The following is a 19183-nucleotide window of genomic DNA, read 5'->3' on the forward strand; positions in this document are numbered from 1 at the left end:
ACTTTTTGGAAATCTAGTTCCCTAGGTGAAATCACGTAGAAATAAATTTCCAAATTTTCGAGGAAGTGATCTACAGTTTCATCCGGATGCTTCAGTCCGTATCGGACTCGGCCCGGCGGCGCGCAACGCGCCGTTTTCCGCCCCCCGGAGATGAGGAGACAGATTGATCATGAAGACCAAGCTGATGGCCGTCGCGGCCGCCGCGATCCTGGCTGCGCCGCTCGCGCATGCCGAGAAGATCGGCGTGACGATGGCGTCGTTCGACGACACGTTCCTGACCATCCTGCGCAACGGCATCGCCGATTCGGCGAAGAAGGACGGCGCGACGGTACAGATCGAGGACGGCGGCAACGACGTCGGCAAGCAGTTGAGCCAGGTCCAGAACATGATTGCGCAGAAGGTCGACGCGATCATCGTGAACGCGGTCGATACCGACGCGACGCCGAAGATCACCAAGATGGTGACGGCCGCGAAGATCCCGCTCGTGTACGTGAACCGCAAGCCGGTCGATTTCGACAAGCTGCCGGCCGGCGTCGCCGTGGTCGCGTCCGACGAGAAGCAGTCGGGCACGCTGCAGGCGCGCCAGGTGTGCAAGCTGCTCGGCGGCAAGGGCGACCTCCTCGTGCTGATGGGTGAACTGTCCAACGAATCGGCGCGCGCCCGCACCAAGGACATCGAGGACGTGATCGCGACGAAGGATTGCGCGGGCATGAAGATCGTCGACAAGCGCGAAGGCAAGTGGAGCCGCACGCAGGGTCAGGACATCACGATGAACTGGCTGAGCTCCGGCATGAAGTACGACGCGATCATCTCCAACAACGACGAGATGGCGATCGGCGCGATCAACGCGCTGAAGGCTGCGCGCAAGTGGACGCCGAAGACGATCGTCGCCGGCATCGACGCGACGCCGGACGGTCTCGCGTCGATGAAGAGCGGCGAGCTGAAGGTGTCGGTCTACCAGAACGCGGCCGGGCAGGGGCAGCAGGCCGTCGCGGCCGCGCTCAAGCTCGCGAAGAAGCAGCCCGTCGATCGCTACGTGAACGTGCCGTTCGAGCTCGTGACGCCCGAGAACATGAACCAGTACGCGAAGCACTGACCGGTGAACCGTTGAACTGCGCGGGCCCGGCATGGCCGGGTTCGCGCGCGACTCGTCGAGGAACGTCCATGTTTACAGCCAGGATCGCGCGCCCGATGGCCGGCGACGATGCGCCGGCCGCTTCGTCCGGCTCGACCGGCTCGTCGGCCCCGCCGGCTTCTTCCGCGGCCGACTGCGTGCTCGAGGTGCGCGGCGTCGGCAAGTCCTTTCCCGGCGTCGTCGCGCTCGACGGCGTGCAGTTCCGCGTGCGTCGCGGCACCGTCCATGCGCTGATGGGCGAGAACGGCGCGGGCAAGTCGACGCTGATGAAGATCATCGCGGGCGTCTACACACCGGACCAGGGCGAGATCCTGATCAACGGCGAGCCCGTCGTGCTGAACGGCCCGCTCGATGCGCTCGATCGCGGCATCGCGATGATCCACCAGGAACTCAACCTGATGCCGTACATGACGGTCGCGGAGAACATCTGGATCCGCCGCGAACCGAAGAACCGTTTCGGCCTGATCGATCACGCGGCGCTGCGCCGCCAGACGGCCGAGTTGTTCGAGCGGCTGTCGATCGACATCGATCCGGAAACCGACGTGCGCACGCTGACGGTCGCGAGCCGCCAGATGGTCGAGATCGCGAAGGCCGTGTCGTTCGACTCGGACGTGCTGATCATGGACGAGCCGACCTCCGCACTGACCGACAAGGAAGTCACGCACCTGTTCCGGATCATTCGCCAGCTGCGCGAGCAGGGCAAGGGCATCGTCTACATCACGCACAAGATGAACGAGCTGTTCGAGATTGCCGACGAGTTCTCGGTGTTCCGCGACGGCAAGTACATCGGCACGCATGCGTCGAGCGATGTCACGCGCGACGACATCATCCGCATGATGGTCGGGCGCGAGATCACGCAGATGTTTCCGAAGGAGGAGGTGCCGATCGGCGAGGTCGTGCTGTCGGTGCAGAACCTCGGCGTCGACGGCGTGTTCCGCGACGTGAGCTTCGAGCTGCGCGCGGGCGAGATCCTCGGCGTGGCCGGCCTCGTCGGCTCGGGGCGCTCGAACGTCGCGGAGGCGCTGTTCGGCGTCGTGCCGGCCACGACGGGCGAGATCCGGATCGACGGCAAGCCGGTGCGCATTACGACGCCCGCGCAGGCGATGAAGCACGGGATGGCCTTCCTCACCGAAGACCGCAAGGACACCGGCTGCTTCCTGAATCTCGACCTGCTCGCGAACATGGAAGCAGCGGTGCTCAGCAACCGCTACGTGAAGTTCAATTTCGTGCAGCAGGCGCAACTGAAACGCGACTGCGAGGAAATGAGCCGGATGCTGCGCGTGAAGTCGCCCGGGCTGCACGAGGAAATCCAGAATCTGTCGGGCGGCAACCAGCAGAAGGTGCTGATCGGCCGGTGGCTGCTCACGCAGCCGCGCATCCTGATCCTCGACGAGCCGACGCGCGGCATCGACGTCGGCGCGAAGGCCGAGATCCACCGGCTCGTCAGCGCGCTCGCCGGCAAGGGCGTCGCGGTGCTGATGATCTCGTCGGAAATGCCGGAAGTGCTGGGAATGAGCGATCGCGTGATGGTGATGCACGAAGGGCGCATGACCGGCATCGTCGATCGCAAGGACGCTGACCAGGTCCGCATCATGGATCTCGCGTCGCGTTGAGCCGAAACAAGATTGGAGACAAAGCAATGGGCAACCTGAACCCGGTCGCGGATGCGCAGACCATGACCCTCAAGGCGCGGCACACGAAGTGGCCGCCCGAACTGAGCATCTTCCTCGTGCTCGTCGGCATCAGCCTGTTCTTCGAGATCGTCGGCTGGATCGTCGTCGGCCAGAGCTTCCTGTTCAATGCCGAACGGCTCGAGATCATCGTGCTGCAGATGGCCGTGATCGGCATCATCGCGGTCGGCGTGAACCTCGTGATCATCACCAGCGGGATCGACCTGTCGTCGGGCTCGGTCGTGGCCGCCGCGGCGGTCGTCTCGGCGAGTCTCGCGCAGGTGTCCGACTTCCCGCGCGCGGTGTTTCCGCACCTGACCGACCTGCCGATCATCTGGCCGGTGCTGGCCGGCGTGTGCGTCGGGCTGCTGGTCGGCCTGCTGAACGGCTCGCTGATCGCGATGACGGGCATCCCGCCGTTCATCGCGACGCTCGGCACGATGGTGGCCGCGCGCGGCTTCGCGAAGTGGTTCACCAACGGGATGCCGGTGTCGATGCTGACCGACCCGTTCGCGGCCATCGGCGCAGGCGCCAATCCGGTGATCATCTTTCTCGTGATCGCCGCGATCTTCCACGTCGTGCTGCGCTACACGCGCTTCGGCAAGTACACCTATGCGATCGGCGCGAACCGCCACGCGGCCGTCGTGTCGGGTATCAACGTCACGCGACACCTGATCTTCGTCTACGCGATCGCCGGCCTGCTGAGCGGGATCGCCGGCACCGTGACGGCCGCGCGTGCGATCTCGGGCCAGTCGGGCATGGGCGTGATGTACGAACTCGACGCGATCGCGGCCGTCGTGATCGGCGGCACGTCGCTGTCGGGCGGCCTCGGCCGCGTGACGGGCACCGTGATCGGCGTGCTGATCCTCGGCGTGATGACGTCGGGCTTCACGTTCATCCGCATCGACGCGTATTACCAGGAGATGGTGAAGGGCGCGATCATCGTCGCGGCCGTGATCGCCGACCAGTACCGCAACAAGAAGAAGCGCCGCTGACCCGTCAAGCATCGCCGGACGCGGGCGGCACGTGCCGCCGCCTGGGTCCGGTACCCGCCACCGTCGAGGACATTCGATGAAGATCGCGCTGGACCCCTACATGATTCGCCACCTGCCGCTCGACCGCCTGCCGCACGCGGTGGCCGAGCTCGGCTACGATCAGATCGAGCTGTCGCCGCGCGGTGACTTCCTCGACTGGTGGGTGATGCCGCGCGCCACGCGCGAACGGATGGCCGCGTTCCGGCAGGCGATGCGCGCGAGCGGCGTCGGCCTTGCGTCGCTGCAGCCGATGTACCGCTGGGCGAGCCCGTTCGAGGACGAGCGTCAATGGGCCGTGCGTTGCTGGAAGAAGGCGATCGAGGTGGCGGTCGAAATGGAGTGCGCGCTGATGGTGTCGGAGTTCGGGCGCGGCGCGTCGCCGGAGCGCTCGGTCGGTGAACGACCCGGCGCGAACCCGAAGGAGCTGTGTGAAGCCGCGTGGTTCCGTTCGATGGACGAGCTGCTGCCGATCCTCGAACGCGAACGCATCGTGCTGTCGGTCGAGCCGCATCCGGAGGACTGGATCGAGCAGCTGCAGCCCGCGATCGACATCGTCACGAACCTCGGCTCGCCGTCGCTGAAGCTGTCGTACATCGCGCCGCACACGTTCTACTACGGCGACGACATGGCCGCGATGATCGCGCAGGCCGCGCCGATCCTCGCGCACGTACGCGTGGCCGACACCTTCGACCACCGCAAGAGCAGCCAGCTGCGCTACATCGTGAACCCGCCCGGTTCGAACCAGATTCGCGTGCACCAGCATCTCGACATCGGGCAGGGCGAGATCGACTGGGACGTGTTCTTCCGGGCGCTCGGCGCGGCAGGCTTCGACGGCGTGATGTCGTCGTGCGTGTTCGCGTGGGAGGAGCGCGCGGAAGCATCGTCGCGCTACATGCGCGACACGATCCAGCGCTACGTCGATCGTCATTTCGATCGCTCGGTGCGCTGACGAATGACTGACCGGTGCGGCGCGTGCCGCACCGCCAATGAACGACTGGAGACTCTTAGATGACCTTGCAAATCGGCGTGATCGGCTGCGGTGCGATCGGCCAGGACCATATTCGCAGACTGACCCGCACGCTGTCCGGCGCGCGCGTCGTGGCCGTCAACGACATCGATCCGCAGCAGGCGCGCGACGCGGTGACGAAGTACGCGCTCGACGCCGAGATCTACGGCGACGGCCACGAGGTGGTCGCGGCCGCCGACGTGCAGGCCGTGCTCGTCACGTCATGGGGGCCGACGCACGAAGCGTTCGTGCTCGACGCGATCGCGCACGGCAAGCCCGTGTTCTGCGAGAAGCCGCTCGCCGTCACGGCCGAAGGCTGCATGCGGATCGTCGAAGCCGAAGCGGCGCACGGCAAGCGGCTCGTGCAGGTCGGCTTCATGCGTCCGTACGACGAAGGCTATCGCGCGCTGAAGCGCGTGATCGACAGCGGCGAGATCGGCGCGCCGCTGATGCTGCATTGCGCGCACCGCAACCAGTCGGTCGGCGAGCGCTACACGACCGACATGGCGATCACCGACACGCTGATCCACGAACTCGACGTGCTGCGCTGGCTGCTCGGCGAAGACTACGTGAGTACGCAGGTCGTCTATCCGAAGAAGACGCGCCATGCGTCCTCGCATCTCGCCGATCCGCAGATCGTGCTGCTGGAAACCGCGAGCGGCGTGCGTATCGACGTCGAGATCTTCGTGAACTGCCAGTACGGCTACGACATCCAGTGCGAGGTGGTGGGCGAGCAGGGCATCGCGAAGCTGCCCGATCCGCCGGCCGTGGGGCTCAAGCATGCGGCGCGGCAGTCGGTCGAGATCATGACCGACTGGAAGGAGCGCTTCATCGCGTCGTACGACGTCGAGCTGCAGGCGTTCATCGACGGCGTGCGACAGGGCGTGCTGACCGGGCCGTCCGCCTGGGACGGCTACGCGGCGGCGGTCGCGGCCGACGCCTGCGTGCGTGCGCAAAAGAGCGGGGCGGTCGAGCCGATCGCGATGGCCGAACGCCCTGCGTTCTATCGCGGCTGAACCGCAGCCGCCTACTTGCCGGACTGACCGACATGACGATGAAGATGGGTTGCGCACCGTGCTGCTGGGGCGTCGACGACGTGAAGAACCCGCACCTGCCGCCGTGGCGGCAGGTGCTCGCCGAGGCGGCCGAGGCCGGCTACTCGGGTATCGAGCTTGGGCCATACGGCTACATCCCGCTGGAACTCGACGTGGCGAGCGCGGAGCTCGAGCGGCAGCGCCTGAGCATCACCGCCGGCACGATCTTCGACGATCTCGTATCGCCGGAGAACCTGCCGAACCTGTTACGCCAGACGCGCGAGATCTGCGCGCTGATCACGCGGCTGCCGAAACTGCCGACGCAGGACGGCCAGCGCTACGCGGCGCCGTATCTGGTCGTGATGGACTGGGGCCACGAGGAGCGCGATTACGCGGCCGGCCACGCCGATCGCGCGCCACGGCTGTCGGACGCAAGCTGGTCGACGATGGTCGAGCACATCCGGCAGATCGCGACGATCGCGCGCGACGAATTCGGCGTGCGCACGGTGATCCATCCGCATGCGGGCGGCTATATCGAGTTCGCGGACGAGATCGACCGGATCGTCGCCGACATTCCGGCCGACACGGCGGGCCTCTGTCTCGATACGGGCCATCTGTACTACTCGGGCATGGATCCGGAAACCTGGCTGCGCCGCCACGCGGCGCGTCTCGACTACGTGCATTTCAAGGACATCGACGCGGCCGTGTACGACGCGGTGATGGGCGAGCACATCGCGTTCTTCGCGGCTTGCGCGCGCGGCGTGATGTGCCCGATCGGCAAGGGCATGCTCGACTACCGGTCGATCAAGCAGGCGCTCGACGAGATCGGCTACGCCGGCTACATCACGATCGAACAGGAGCGCGACCCGCGCAATGCCGGCACGAGCCTGCGCGACGTGGCCGCGAGCCGCGCGTTTCTCGCGTCGGCCGGTTTCGCTTGATGATCTGAATACGGACAAGGAACGACACAATCATGATCGACGGACAGATTCTGCTTGGACATTCGATTCGCTGGGGCATGGTCGGCGGCGGGCTCGGCAGCCAGATCGGCTACAGTCACCGGTCGGCCGCGTTGCGCGACGGCAGCTTCCAGCTGGTCGCCGGCGCGTTCGACATCGATCCCGAGCGCGGCCGCCAGTTCGGCGTGAAGCTCGGCGTCGCGGCGGAGCGCTGCTATCCCGACTACGCGACGATGTTCGACGCCGAGGCGCGCCGCCCTGACGGCATTCGCGCGGTGTCGATCGCGACGCCGAACAACACGCACTTCGAGATCTGCCGTGCGGCGCTGAACGCGGGGCTGCACGTGGTCTGCGAGAAGCCGCTGTGCTTCACGACCGAGGAGGCCGAAACGCTGCAGCGGCTGTCGGTCGAGAAGAACCGGATCGTCGGCGTCGCGTACGGCTACTCCGGACACCAGATGATCGAACAGGCGCGCGAGATGATCGCGCGCGGCGATCTCGGCGAGATCCGCATCGTGCAGATGCAGTTCGCGCACGGGTTCCACAGCGAGGGCGTCGAGGCCGCGAGCGCGGCTGCGCGCTGGCGCGTCGACCCGAAGTTCGCGGGCCCGAGCTACGTGCTCGGCGACATCGGCACGCATCCGCTGTACATCTCGGAAGTGATGGCGCCCGAGCTGAAGATCCGGCGGCTGATGTGTTCGCGGCAGAGCTTCGTGAAGAGCCGCGCGCCGCTGGAAGACAATGCGTTCACGATCATGGAATACGACACGGGCGCGGTTGGCTACGTGTGGTCGAGCGCGGTGAACGCGGGCTCGATGCACGGCCAGAAGGTGCGCGTGATCGGCTCGAAGGCGAGCGTCGAGTGGTGGGACGAGCATCCGAACCAGTTGCGCTACGAAGTGCAGGGGCAGCCCGCGCAGGTGCTCGATCGCGGGATGGGCTATCTGCATCCGCACGCATTGCGCGAGGATCGCATCGGCGCCGGGCATCCGGAGGGGTTGTTCGAGGCCTGGTCGAATCTCTATGCGCGCTTCGCACTCGCGATGGATGCGGCCGATCGCGGCGACGCCGCGGCGTTGAAGAACATCCGCTATCCGGACGTTCATGCGGGCGTGGAAGGCGTGCGCTGGGTCGAGAACTGCGTGCGCTCGGCCGATGCGGGCGGCGTGTGGGTCGACTATCGTTGAACGGCGCGCGACGGGCCGGCTGCGGCGCGCTGCGCGCCCGTCGTGCAAGGCTTTGCACCGACGGCCGGCCTTGGTAGACACCCTAATCTTTACGACGCCGCGAGAGCGTTGGACAATCGCTTCCAGCATTGCCGTGGAGCGTAGGCAAGTGATGATCGAGCGCGTGGGAGCGAGCACGCGGCGCGGGCCGCGCCGCAAACGTGATTAAATTCGCCCTTCATGCATGTATCCAGGTGAGTCCCGGGCCGCGCCCGCCAGTATCGCGCGCACGTCGGGGCCGTCAACTTCGCGCTATCCGATGAGTTCATCCGAGAAACCTCCCGCCACCGTCGAGCAGTTCCTGCAGCATCTGACGCAGGAGTACGACGGCCTCAGCAATCGCCTGAAGGTGATTGCGCGCCACGTGGAAACGCATCGGGACCAGCTTGGCCTGGAAGGCATCCAGTCGCTCGCGGAAGCGTGCGGCGTCCAGCCGTCGGCCGTCGTGCGCTTCGCGAAGCATTTCGGCTTTTCCGGTTTCTCCGAGATGCAGAAGCTGTTCCGCGAGGGGCTCGCGCAACAGATCGCGCCGGGGCGCGCGTACAACCTGCGGCTGCGCGATGTGATCGAATCGGGCTCGTCGAGCCTGCAGCCCGAGCAGATCGCCGACGAGTTCATCAAGGGCAGTATTGCCGGGATGCAGCAGCTGCGGCAGACGCTCGATTCGCAGGCGCTCGCGCAGGCCGTCGACCTGCTCGCCGACACGCAGGCGATCTGGATCGCGGGCTCGCGGCGCGCGTTTCCGATCGCCGTGTACCTCGACTATGCGCTGCAGCACACCGACAAGCGCATCGGCCTGTTCAGCGCGCTCGGCAGCATGCATCTCGGCCAGATCCGCTCGGTGCGCGAGGGCGACGTGATGATCGTCATCTCGTTCATGCCGTACGCGGAGGAAACCGTGCAGGTCGCGCAACAGGCCGTGCAGCGCGGCGCGCGGCTGATCGCGATCACCGACAGCCGGATGAGCCCGCTGGCGCGGGAGGCCGAGGTGACGCTGATGGTGCAGGACAGCGCGACGTTCGGCTTCCGCGCGCTGACGGCCACGATGGGGCTCGCACAGAGCCTGTTCGTCGCGCTCGCGTACCGGCTCGAACTGTCGTACTTGCCGACCGCCGACGGCGCGCACGGCACGCAGGCCGGCTGACGCATCCTGCCGGCGTACCGCCCGCGCGACCGATCGGCGGGCGGCGTGCCGTCAGGCGCTTACTTGGCGGTCGGCATCGCGAATTCGGCGCCCTTGCCGATGCTCGACGACCAGCGCTGCATCACCGACTTCTGGCGCGTATAGAAGCGCACGCCTTCCTCGCCGTATGCGTGCATGTCGCCGAACAGGCTCTTCTTCCAGCCGCCGAAACCATGCCACGCCATCGGCACCGGAATCGGCACGTTGATGCCGACCATGCCGACCTGGATGCGCCGCGAGAACTCGCGCGCGATGCCGCCGTCGCTCGTGAAGCACGACACGCCGTTGCCGAATTCATGCGCGTTGATCAGGTCGACCGCCTCGCCGAAATCCTTCACGCGCACGCAGCCGAGCACGGGCCCGAAGATTTCTTCCTTGTAGATGCGCATATCGGGCGTCACGTGGTCGAACAGCGTGCCGCCGGTGAAGAAGCCTGCCTCGCGGCCCGGCACGCGCAGCCCGCGGCCGTCGACCACCAGTTGCGCGCCTTCGTTCACGCCTTGCTCGATATAGCCTTCGATGCGCTTGAGTGCATCGCCGGTGACGATCGGGCCCATCTCGACCTCCGGCGACATGCCGTCGCCGATCACCAGCTTGCGCGCGCGCTCGGCCACCAGCGGCACGATCTTGTCCGCAATGTCGCCGACCAGCACCGCGACGCTGATCGCCATGCAGCGTTCGCCGGCCGAACCGTACGCGGCGCCGATCAGCGCATCGACGGCCTGCTCGAGGTTCGCGTCGGGCATCACGACGAGGTGATTCTTCGCGCCGCCGAGTGCCTGCACGCGCTTGCCGGATTGCACGGCACGCTGCTGCACATAGGCCGCGATCGGCGTCGAGCCGACGAAGCTGACGGCTTGCACGTCCGGGTGGTCGAGCAGTGCGTCGACCGCGCCCTTGTCGCCCTGCACGACGTTGAACACGCCGGCCGGCAGCCCCGCCTGCGTGAGCAGGTCGGCGATGAACAAGGCCGCCGACGGGTCGCGCTCGCTCGGCTTCAGCACGAACGTGTTGCCCGTCGCGATCGCGACCGGGAACATCCAGCACGGCACCATGCACGGGAAGTTGAACGGCGTGATGCCCGCGACGACGCCGAGCGGCTGGCGCATCGTCCAGTTGTCGATGCCGGTGCTGACCTGGTCGGTGAAGTCGCCCTTCAGGAGCTGCGGCACGCCGCAGGCGAATTCGATGATGTCGATGCCGCGGGCGACTTCGCCCTGCGCGTCGGAGAACACCTTGCCGTGCTCGGCCGTGATGATCGCCGCGAGGGCGTCGCGGTGCTCGTTCATCAGTTGCAGGAAGCGGTGCATGACGCGCGCGCGGCGGATCGGCGGCGTCGCGGCCCAGGCCGGGAACGCGGCGTGGGCCGACGCGACGGCCTGTTGCACTTCGCTGTCGTCGGCGAGCGCCACGCGGCGCACCGCACGGCCGAGCGCGGGATTGAGAACGTCCTGGAAGCGGCCGCTGCGGCCGGCGACGGGCGCGCCGTCGACATAGTGGCCGACATCGGCGTCGGACGTGTACGCGGGAACCGGATTCATTGTGTCTCCTGGGGATCGGGTGGGAGTGGACAGCACCCAGTCTAGGCAAACGAGCAGGGCGGGAGAAGGCCGCGCAGCTTGATTCACTGTTCAGAATTCTGAATAATCACCGGATGAATCAGCAAAATGTCCAGGCGCTCTGGCCGCATATCCATTCGCTGACGGTGCTGGCCGCGGCCGGCAGTTTCACGGCCGCCGCGCAGCGGCTCGGCATCAGCAAGGCCGCGATGAGCCAGCGCATCGCCGATCTCGAAAAGGCGGCCGGCGTGCCGCTCGTGCGGCGCACGACGCGCAGCGTGCGGCTCACCGACGCGGGCCAGACGCTCGTCGACAGCACGCGCGACGCGTTCGAGTCGATCGGGCAGCACTTCGCGCGCGTGAAGGACCTGGCCGGCGAGCCGCGCGGCCTGCTGCGCGTGACGGTGCCGGTCGCGCTCGGGCGCCAGCAGATCGTGCCGCACCTGCCCGATTTCCTGCGGCAGCATCCGGGCGTGCAGATCGAGCTCGACCTGTCGGACCGGCTGCATTCGCTGACGCAGGAGGGCTTCGACCTCGCGATCCGCCATACGACCACCGCGCCGCAGACCCACGTCGCGTGGAAGCTGTGCGACACGCGCTCGCTGCTCGTCGCGAGCCGCGACTACCTCGACGCGCGCGGCGCGCCGCGGCACCCGAGCGAGCTCGTCGACCACAGCTGCCTGTGCTACCTGCGCGACAACGAGCCGGCCGCATGGAGCTTCGAGCCGCACGGCCGGCGGCGCGAGCGGGTGAGCGTGCCGGTGCGCGGCAGCTTCGCGGCGAACAACAGCGAGGCGATGCGCGAGGCTGCGCTCGGCGGGCTCGGCATCGCGCTGCTGCCGGATTTCAGCGCGCAGCGCGATCTCGACGCCGGCCGGCTCGTCGCGCTGCTCGACGGCTGGCGGCCATCGGGCGCGTTCGGCGACCACATCTTCGCGATCCGCCCGTACAGCCCGGTCGTGCCGAGCGCGGTGCGCGCGCTCGTGCGGCACCTGCGCGAACGGCTCGCGGGCGGCTTTTCACGCACCTGAGCCCGGTGTCCGCGGGTGCCGGGCCGCGGGCGGCCCGGGCAGGCACCGCGGCGCTGCGGTAAAATCCCGGCTTCTCTCCGCGCCTTGAATGGCGCGTCATTCGAAGGTCGACAGCCGATGCAGATTCACAAGGAAGTGGACGCGCGCGGGCTCAATTGCCCGTTGCCGATCCTGCGTGCCAAGAAAGCGCTCGCCGATATGGAAAGCGGGCAGATCCTCAAGGTGCTCGCGACCGATCCGGGCTCGCAGCGCGATTTCGCCGCGTTCGCGAAGCAGACGGGCAACGAGATCGTCGAATCGACGACGCACGACAAGACCTTCGTGTTCCTGATGCGCCGCCGCTGAAGGCCCGCGTCACGGTGCCGGCGGCCGCGCCTTTCTGACAATTCTTAAACCTCGCTTCGTGATCGGCTGCGTATACTGACCCGGCCGGTCGTCCGCTCGCAGCGGATGCGCCGGCCACGGTACGTCGTACGGCGGGCACGGGGGCCATGCCTGACGCTACCGTCGTACAACGGGGAGAGGACATGTCCTTCAGACCAGGGACCATTCGAAGTCCGTCCGGAGCGGAACGCAGCGTATCGGGACTGAGCCGTATCGAGCTCGACCCGCAACGGGATCGCCACGCGCGTGCCGCGCTGGAGGCCTACGCGGATTCGGCCGCGGCCGAGATGCCGTGGCTGGCCGAGTGGCTCGACGAACGGCTGCGCGATGCCGCGCAGGACGACGGCTCGGGCCTGACCTACTGCGGTGCGACGATCGAGCGTGTGTTCGATCTGGCGCAGGCGTGGGCGGCGAGCCAACCGGATTACGCGGCTACCGCGTGGGAGCGGGTGCGCGGCCAACTGCAGCGGATGCTGGTGCAACCGGCGCGTTCGGAACCGCTGTTGCCGTGCGTGCCGGCCGACGATGTCGCCGAGCAGGTGGCCGGTATCGCGGGCGTCGACTAGGCGCTCGATTGCGCGGCGGAAAGGATTATTCGAAGAAAAGACGGTAGTCCGCGCAATTTATTGGCGAATTTCATACTACTATGATGAAATCGCCGGTTCGTCCGTACCCCGTTTTTGAGATATTTAGCCGGGGTCGCCGGTTTGCGCAGATGGCGCGAGCGCGAACGACGGCTCGCCGGCCGGTATCCGGGGGCCGTGCGCGTGCTGCGCGGCTGGATGGGGGCGGGGAGCTGAACTGGACGAATCGATTTCGATTTGCGGGGTGCTATGAGAATTGCTGTACTGGATGACGATCCGGCCCAGACGGATTTCGTCAGTCAAACGCTGACGGCCGTTGGCCATACGTGCTATGCGTTCAAGGAAGGCAAGGCCCTGAAGAAGCGTCTGCAGCGCGAGACGTTCGATCTGCTGGTGCTCGACTGGAACGTGCCCGACATGTCAGGCGAGGAAGTGCTGAAGTGGGTGCGTGCCAATCAGACCGAGCACAGCCTGCCGATCATCTTCATGACGAGCCGTGACGACGAGGCGGGGATCACGCAGATCCTCAATGCCGGCGCCGACGATTACGTGGTCAAGCCCGTGTCGGGCCCGATCCTGCGTGCGCGCATCGGCTCGCTGCTGCGCCGCGCGTATCCGGTCAACGCCGAGGCAACCGTTCGCGAATTCGATCAATTCCGTTTCGACGTGAACCTGAAGCAGGCCTACGTCGGCGACAAGGCCGTGAGCCTCACGCAGAAGGAATTCGAGCTCGCCCTGCTGCTGTTCCAGCATCTCGACCGGCCGCTGTCGCGCGCGCACATTCTCGATCTCGTGTGGAAGCAGGCGACCGACATCCCGTCGCGCACGATGGATACGCACATCTCGATGCTGCGCACCAAGCTCGGCCTGCGGCCCGAAAACGGCTATCGCCTCGCGCCGATCTACGGTTACGGCTACCGGCTCGAGCGGGTCGGTCAGGGAGAACCGGAGTGACCACGGGAATCTCGCAGCGCACGGCGACCCGGCGCACGGTGGCGCTGCACGCGGCCTGTGCGATCGCGTTTGCGTTTGCCGCGCAGCATGCGGCGGCGCAGCCGCCCGCGGCGGCAGGCAAGATGGTCGTCTATCGCACGCAGGGGGGCGACACGCTGTACGACGTCGCCGCGCGCTACCTGCAGGGCGCGGACGACTGGCAACTGCTTCAGCAGATCAACGGCGTGCCCGCACCGAAGCATCTGCAGCCCGGCGTCGCGCTGAAGCTGCCGGTCGCACGCCTGCGCAAGGAAAAGCTGACCGCGCGCGTCATTGCGGTGCAGGGCACGGCCGAACGCGCGTCCGGCGACGCTTTTGTGCCGCTTGCGAACGATGCGACCCTCGCCGAGGGCGACCGCGTGCGCACGGGCCCGAACGGCTTCGTGACGCTCGAGCTCGCCGACGGCACGCACATGAGCCTGCCGCCCGACAGCCAGCTCGACCTGAAGGCGCTGCGCCGCACGGTGCTGACCGGCACGCTCGATCGTGAGTTCGAACTCACGCGCGGCTCGGTCGACAGCGAGGTCACCCATCTGAAGAAACGCGACGACCGCTTCCAGATCCGGTCGCCGTCGGTCGTGGCCGGCGTGCGCGGCACGCACTTTCGCGTGAATTACGACGCGGCCGGCAATGCGTCGACGCGCGTCGAAGTGCTCGATGGCACCGTCGGTGTCGCGGGCGACCGGCAGCCGGCCGGCCCGACGCTCGTGCATGCGAATTTCGGCAGCGTCGCGACGTCGTCCGGCGCGGTCGGCGCGCCCGTCGAGCTGCTGCCTGCGCCGGCGCTCGCGCATCCCGACAAGGTGCAGGACGAGCCCGACGTCGCGTTCGACGTCGCCCCGCTCGAACAGGCGCATGGGTACCGCATGCAGCTCGCGCACGACGCGGGGCTGCTCGACCTGTTCAGCGAAACGCGCACCGATTCGCCGCGTGCAGTCTTCCACGACGTACCGAACGGGAACTACTTCGTGCGGGTCGCCGCGATCGACGCGAACGGCCTCGAGGGCCGGCCACGCACGTACGCGTTCGAACGCCGCGTGATGGGGCTCGACGCGAGCGCATCGCCCGGCGCGGGCGGCTACGAGTTCCGCTGGTCGCCGAACGGTTCGAGCAAGGATGCGCGCTACCGGTTCGTGCTGTCGCGCTCGAAGGACCTGAGCGCGCCGGTCGTCGACCAGGTCGGCTTGCATGCGCGCCAGATCACCGTCGCGCACCTGCCGCCGGGCGACTATTTCTGGGCCGTGACCGTCGAAGAGTTCGAAGGCGGCAAGTTCTACGAGAAGACCAGTCCGGTCGGCGCGTTCACGCTGTCGCGCTGATTCGCGGCGCATGAAACCCGACTCCGTTTCCCCGCGGCGGGGCCTCGGCCGCCGCTTCCTGATCGAATGGATCGCGATCGGCTGCCTCGGGATCGCGGTGATCCTCGTCTGCGCGCTCGGCCGCCTGTCGGGAAGCGTCGACGGCCTGATCTACGACCGGCTGCTGATGCTGCGCAGCCTGCCGCTGTCGCCCGACGTGGTGGTCGTCGACATCGACAACCAGAGCGTGTCCGCGCTCGGCCGCTGGCCGTGGCCGCGCGACGTGCATGCGCGGCTGCTCGATACGCTGGCGCGCGCGCAGCCGGCTGCCGTCGTCTACGACGTGCTGTTTACCGAACCGTCGCCGGAGGATCGCGCGTTCGCGGACGCGATGAGCCACGTACCGACCTTCCTGCCCGTGCTGCTGAGCCCCGAGCAGGCGGACGGCTCGCGTGCGGTCGATCCGCCGGTGGCCGCGCTCGCGGCGCGCGCGGTCGGGCTCGGCCACATCAATCTTGAAGTCGACCGCGACGGCATCGTACGCAGCGTTGCGCTGTTCGAAAGCGACGGCCGCGTGCGCTGGCCGCAGCTGATGGTGCCGGTGTACCAGGCGATCCAGGGTGGCCGGCTGCACCCGGTCGGCGGGGTACCCGGCGCGACTGCGCACGACCTGTCGCGCGACGCGGCCGGCGAGGGCCGCTACCTGATCCCGTTCAGCCGCAACACGCCTGCCTATCCGACGCTGTCGTTCGACGACGTGCTCGAAGGGCGCGTGAAGCCCGACGCGCTGCGCGGCAAGATCGTCGTGGTCGGCGTGACGGCGTCGGGGCTGTACGACCGCTTCGCGACGCCCGTGTCCGGCGAGTTCGGGCCGCTCGCCGGCGTGTATATCCATGCGAACGTGCTCGACATGCTGGCAACCGGCAGCGCGATCTCGCCTGCGTCGCGCGCCGGGCTGTTCGCCGCGTCGCTGCTGCCGCTTGCCGCGCTGCTGGGCGGTTTCCTGATGCTGTCGCCGTGGCGCGCGCTGCTGCTGACGCTGAGCCTCGCCGCGCTCGCGGTCGTCGCGAGCATGGCGCTGCTGTTCGGGGCGCGCATCTGGCTGTCGCCGGCGCCCGCGATCTTCGGGCTGGTCGCCGTCTACCCGATCTGGAACTGGCGGCGGCTCGAAATGACGATGTCGTACTTGCGGCGCGAGCTGCAGCGGCTCGCCGACGAGCCGCACCTGCTGCCCGAGGCGCCGCGCACACGCAGCGTCGGCGGCGACGTGCTCGAGCGGCAGATGACGCTGATGGCGCAAGCCGCGCAGCGCGTGCAGGACATGAAGCGCTTCGTGTGGGACAGCCTCGACAGCATGCCCGAGCCGATCTTCGTGACCGACCTGGCCGGCACCGTGCTGATCGCGAACCATGCGGCCAAGCGCTACGGGTCGCGCCTCGCGCTGCCGCTGCCGGAAGGGCGGCCGCTGCGCAGCGCGCTCGGCGAGCTGACGTTCATGAAGACCGTCGACGGCAACGTCGAACACGACGTGGCGATCCGCGAGCACTGGCCGGCCGTGCTCGACCCGACGCTCGAGGCCGAACACGACGCGATGGCGCGCGGCATCGAGGTGCGCGATCGCGACGGGCTCGACCATCTGCTACGCTACGCGGCTTGCACGAACGCGCAGGGCCGCGTGACGGGCTGGATCGCCGGCCTCGTCGACGTGACCGAACTGCACGCGGCCGAGCGGCAGCGCGAGGAAGCGCTGCATCTGCTGTCGCACGACATGCGCTCGCCGCAGGCGTCGATTCTTGCGCTCGTCGAGATCGAGCGCGACCGCGCCGAGACCGACGCGATGCGCGGGCTGCTCGCGCGGATCGAGCGCTATGCGCATCGCGCGCTGTCACTGGCCGACGAGTTCGTGCAGCTGGCGCGCGCGGAGTCGCAGGTGTACCAGCTCGAGGTGACGAGCCTCGTCGACGTGCTGATCGATGCAAGCGACGAGGTGTGGCCGCAGGCGCAGGCGAAGCACATCCGCGTCGACACCGATGTCGGCACCGACATGTGCTGGGTGCGCGCGGATCGCTCGCTGATCACGCGCGCCTTCGTGAACCTGCTGAACAATGCAGTCAAATACAGTCCGTCCGATACCGTGATCACGTGTACGCTGGCGGTCGAGCACGCGTCGAAACGGATGTTCTGTACGATTCGCGATCAGGGATACGGCATTGCGCCGGAAGATCAGCGGCATCTGTTCGAGCGTTTCAAGCGGTTCCATGCCGGCGAGCGGCCCGAGATCTCGGGTTCCGGGCTCGGCATGGCATTCGTGAAGACGGTCGTCACGCGCCATGGGGGCAGCGTGTCGGTCGACAGCGAGGTGGGTGTCGGCACCGCGGTGACGGTGTCGCTGCCTGCAATCGACGAGCCGTCCGCCTGACAGGGCCGGGTGCGACGGCAGGTATTTGGGGAAAGCCATGAGAAAGGAATGGGCAGCGACCGCGCTGGCGGTGTCGCTGTTGACGGGTTGCGCCGGTGTGACGAGCGGCGTCAGTGCGGTCGGGCAGCCGAACGCGTTCGCCGCCGATGCGCACGGCTACGATTTCGTGCGGACGGCCGCGCAGGCCGACGATGCCGAATACCGGCAGATCGAGACGCTCGTGCGCGACGAACTCGCGCACCGCGGTTTCGATGCGAAGCCGCTCGCGGCCGCGCACTACCGGCTGTCGATCGCGTATGCGACGCAGCCGGCCTCGGTCGCGGCGAGCGCCGACGGGTGTGGCGCCGCGAGCAGTGCATGCGTGACGGTCGACGGGCCGGCGCCGTTCGCGCTGCCGTTCATGGGCCGCGTGTATCGCCATGTGCTGACGCTGCGCTTCGTCGACGCGAAATCGGGCGCCGACGTTTACCGCGTATCGGCGGCGCTGCGCGATCGCGATCCCGGCACGCAGCAGGCCGCGCCGGCGCTCGTGAAGAGCGCGCTCGCGAAGGTGCCCTTCGGCGACGGCGGCGGCTGGCTCGTCAAGACGAAAAAAGACGACGCGGGCGGGATGCCGGGCGTCGTCTCGGTGAAGCCGGCCAACGCGCGCTGAGCGGCAGCCGGTGAGGTGAGGGCGGGCTCGCCGGAGTGAGCCCTGGTGCCCTTGCCGCGTTCAGTCGGCGTGATGTGCGCCGTCGCGCGTGCGCAGGTACGTGTCGAAGTCCGCACCGACTTCCGCGTGGCGCAGCGCGAATTCGACCGTCGCCTTCAGGTAGCCGAGCTTGCTGCCGCAGTCGTAGCGCGTGCCCTGGTACTTGTAGGCCAGCACTTGCTCATCGGCGAGCAGCGACTGGATCGCGTCGGTGAGCTGCAGCTCACCGCCCGCGCCGGGCTTCAGTGCACGCAGGTGCTGGAAGATCCGCGGCTTCAGGATGTAGCGGCCGACCACGCCGAGGTTCGACGGTGCAACTTCCGGCGCCGGCTTTTCGACGATCGCCGACATCTTGACGATCGACTCCTCCCACTCCTTGCCGTCGACGATCCCGTACGACTTCGTTTCCGACGGCGGGATCTCTTCGACGCCGATCACCGAGCTGTGATAGTGGTCGAACACGTCGACCATCTGCTTCATCACAGGCGGGTTGCCGTCGAGCAGGTCGTCGGCGAGGATCACCGCGAACGGGTTGTCGGCCACGAGCTTTTCCGCGCACAGCACCGCATGGCCGAGGCCGAGCGCTTCCGGCTGGCGTACGTAGAAGCAGTCGACATGGCTCGGCTTGATGCTGCGCACGAGCTCGAGCAGCTTTTCCTTGCCGCGCGCCTCGAGCTCGGCCTCGATTTCATACGACTTGTCGAAGTGATCCTCGATCGCGCGCTTGCTGCGCCCGGTGACGAAGATCATCTCGGTAATGCCGGCGGCAATCGCTTCCTCGACTGCGTACTGGATCAGCGGCTTGTCGACGACCGGCAGCATTTCCTTCGGGCTTGCCTTCGTTGCCGGGAGGAAGCGTGTGCCGAGACCGGCAACAGGGAATACCGCCTTGGTGACTTTCAACATGATCGAACCTTTATTCCTGTAGTCGACTTGTCAGACGGGTTATGTTCACGCCCGCATTATAGTGAACGCAA

General features: G+C 67.4%; 17 protein-coding genes. 15 read left to right on the plus strand and 2 right to left on the minus strand.

Annotation, left to right across the window (positions count from 1 at the left end):
* Positions 1–169: 169 nt before the first annotated feature.
* From QZM67_RS25960 to QZM67_RS25995, 8 genes are all read left to right on the plus strand, one after another.
* On the plus strand, positions 170–1096 hold the full coding sequence (locus QZM67_RS25960; RefSeq protein WP_175021943.1) for a sugar ABC transporter substrate-binding protein: 927 nt from the start codon (positions 170–172) through the stop codon (positions 1094–1096).
* Positions 1097–1164: 68 nt separating this feature from the next.
* The gene (locus QZM67_RS25965) at positions 1165–2748 is read left to right on the plus strand and encodes a sugar ABC transporter ATP-binding protein (protein ID WP_301807679.1); all 1584 of its coding nucleotides are present in this window, start codon (positions 1165–1167) and stop codon (positions 2746–2748) included.
* Between the two features lie 26 nt (positions 2749–2774).
* Positions 2775–3800, plus strand: coding sequence for an ABC transporter permease (locus tag QZM67_RS25970; protein WP_175021941.1), 1026 nt, complete (start codon positions 2775–2777; stop codon positions 3798–3800).
* 76 nt (positions 3801–3876) lie between these two features.
* The gene (locus QZM67_RS25975; RefSeq protein ID WP_301807682.1) at positions 3877–4788 is read left to right on the plus strand and encodes a sugar phosphate isomerase/epimerase family protein; all 912 of its coding nucleotides are present in this window, start codon (positions 3877–3879) and stop codon (positions 4786–4788) included.
* 59 nt (positions 4789–4847) lie between these two features.
* Positions 4848–5861 (plus strand): Gfo/Idh/MocA family protein, encoded by a 1014-nt coding sequence (locus QZM67_RS25980; RefSeq protein ID WP_043182495.1) that lies wholly within the window; start codon positions 4848–4850, stop codon positions 5859–5861.
* A gap of 32 nt (positions 5862–5893) precedes the next feature.
* Complete coding sequence (locus tag QZM67_RS25985; RefSeq protein WP_301807684.1) at positions 5894–6820, plus strand: TIM barrel protein; 927 nt, start codon at positions 5894–5896, stop codon at positions 6818–6820.
* A 32-nt stretch (positions 6821–6852) separates the two neighbouring features.
* Entirely contained in the window at positions 6853–8025 is a 1173-nt protein-coding gene (locus QZM67_RS25990; protein WP_043182498.1) for a Gfo/Idh/MocA family protein, read from the plus strand.
* A gap of 298 nt (positions 8026–8323) precedes the next feature.
* The gene (locus QZM67_RS25995; RefSeq protein WP_043182499.1) at positions 8324–9208 is read left to right on the plus strand and encodes a MurR/RpiR family transcriptional regulator; all 885 of its coding nucleotides are present in this window, start codon (positions 8324–8326) and stop codon (positions 9206–9208) included.
* A 59-nt stretch (positions 9209–9267) separates the two neighbouring features.
* Here the strand turns inward: QZM67_RS25995 and QZM67_RS26000 are convergent, their stop codons facing one another.
* Entirely contained in the window at positions 9268–10788 is a 1521-nt protein-coding gene (locus QZM67_RS26000; RefSeq protein WP_175021936.1) for a CoA-acylating methylmalonate-semialdehyde dehydrogenase, read from the minus strand.
* Positions 10789–10901: 113 nt separating this feature from the next.
* Between QZM67_RS26000 and QZM67_RS26005 the strand changes: the two genes are divergently transcribed.
* From QZM67_RS26005 to QZM67_RS26035, 7 genes are all read left to right on the plus strand, one after another.
* Entirely contained in the window at positions 10902–11837 is a 936-nt protein-coding gene (locus QZM67_RS26005; RefSeq protein ID WP_301807689.1) for a LysR family transcriptional regulator, read from the plus strand.
* A gap of 117 nt (positions 11838–11954) precedes the next feature.
* A complete protein-coding gene (locus QZM67_RS26010) occupies positions 11955–12182 on the plus strand; it encodes a sulfurtransferase TusA family protein (protein ID WP_301807692.1) in 228 nt (75 codons plus the stop codon).
* A 182-nt stretch (positions 12183–12364) separates the two neighbouring features.
* Entirely contained in the window at positions 12365–12787 is a 423-nt protein-coding gene (locus QZM67_RS26015) for a peptidase (RefSeq protein ID WP_175021934.1), read from the plus strand.
* Between the two features lie 267 nt (positions 12788–13054).
* The gene (locus tag QZM67_RS26020) at positions 13055–13759 is read left to right on the plus strand and encodes a response regulator transcription factor (RefSeq protein WP_006490421.1); all 705 of its coding nucleotides are present in this window, start codon (positions 13055–13057) and stop codon (positions 13757–13759) included.
* Positions 13756–15117 carry a FecR domain-containing protein gene (locus QZM67_RS26025; protein WP_301807696.1) on the plus strand — a complete coding sequence of 454 codons (1362 nt, stop codon included), beginning with the start codon at positions 13756–13758 and terminating at the stop codon, positions 15115–15117. The genes QZM67_RS26020 and QZM67_RS26025 overlap by 4 nt, the downstream gene beginning before the upstream one ends.
* Before the next feature lie 10 nt (positions 15118–15127).
* Entirely contained in the window at positions 15128–17515 is a 2388-nt protein-coding gene (locus QZM67_RS26030) for a CHASE2 domain-containing protein (RefSeq protein WP_301807699.1), read from the plus strand.
* Between the two features lie 37 nt (positions 17516–17552).
* Entirely contained in the window at positions 17553–18167 is a 615-nt protein-coding gene (locus tag QZM67_RS26035; protein ID WP_043182510.1) for a DUF4136 domain-containing protein, read from the plus strand.
* A gap of 60 nt (positions 18168–18227) precedes the next feature.
* Here the strand turns inward: QZM67_RS26035 and galU are convergent, their stop codons facing one another.
* On the minus strand, positions 18228–19112 hold the full coding sequence (gene galU, locus QZM67_RS26040) for a UTP--glucose-1-phosphate uridylyltransferase GalU (RefSeq protein WP_043182512.1): 885 nt from the start codon (positions 19110–19112) through the stop codon (positions 18228–18230).
* Positions 19113–19183: the final 71 nt, after the last annotated feature.

This window comes from Burkholderia sp. AU45251, from assembly GCF_030482905.1.
GTDB lineage: Bacteria > Pseudomonadota > Gammaproteobacteria > Burkholderiales > Burkholderiaceae > Burkholderia > Burkholderia aenigmatica.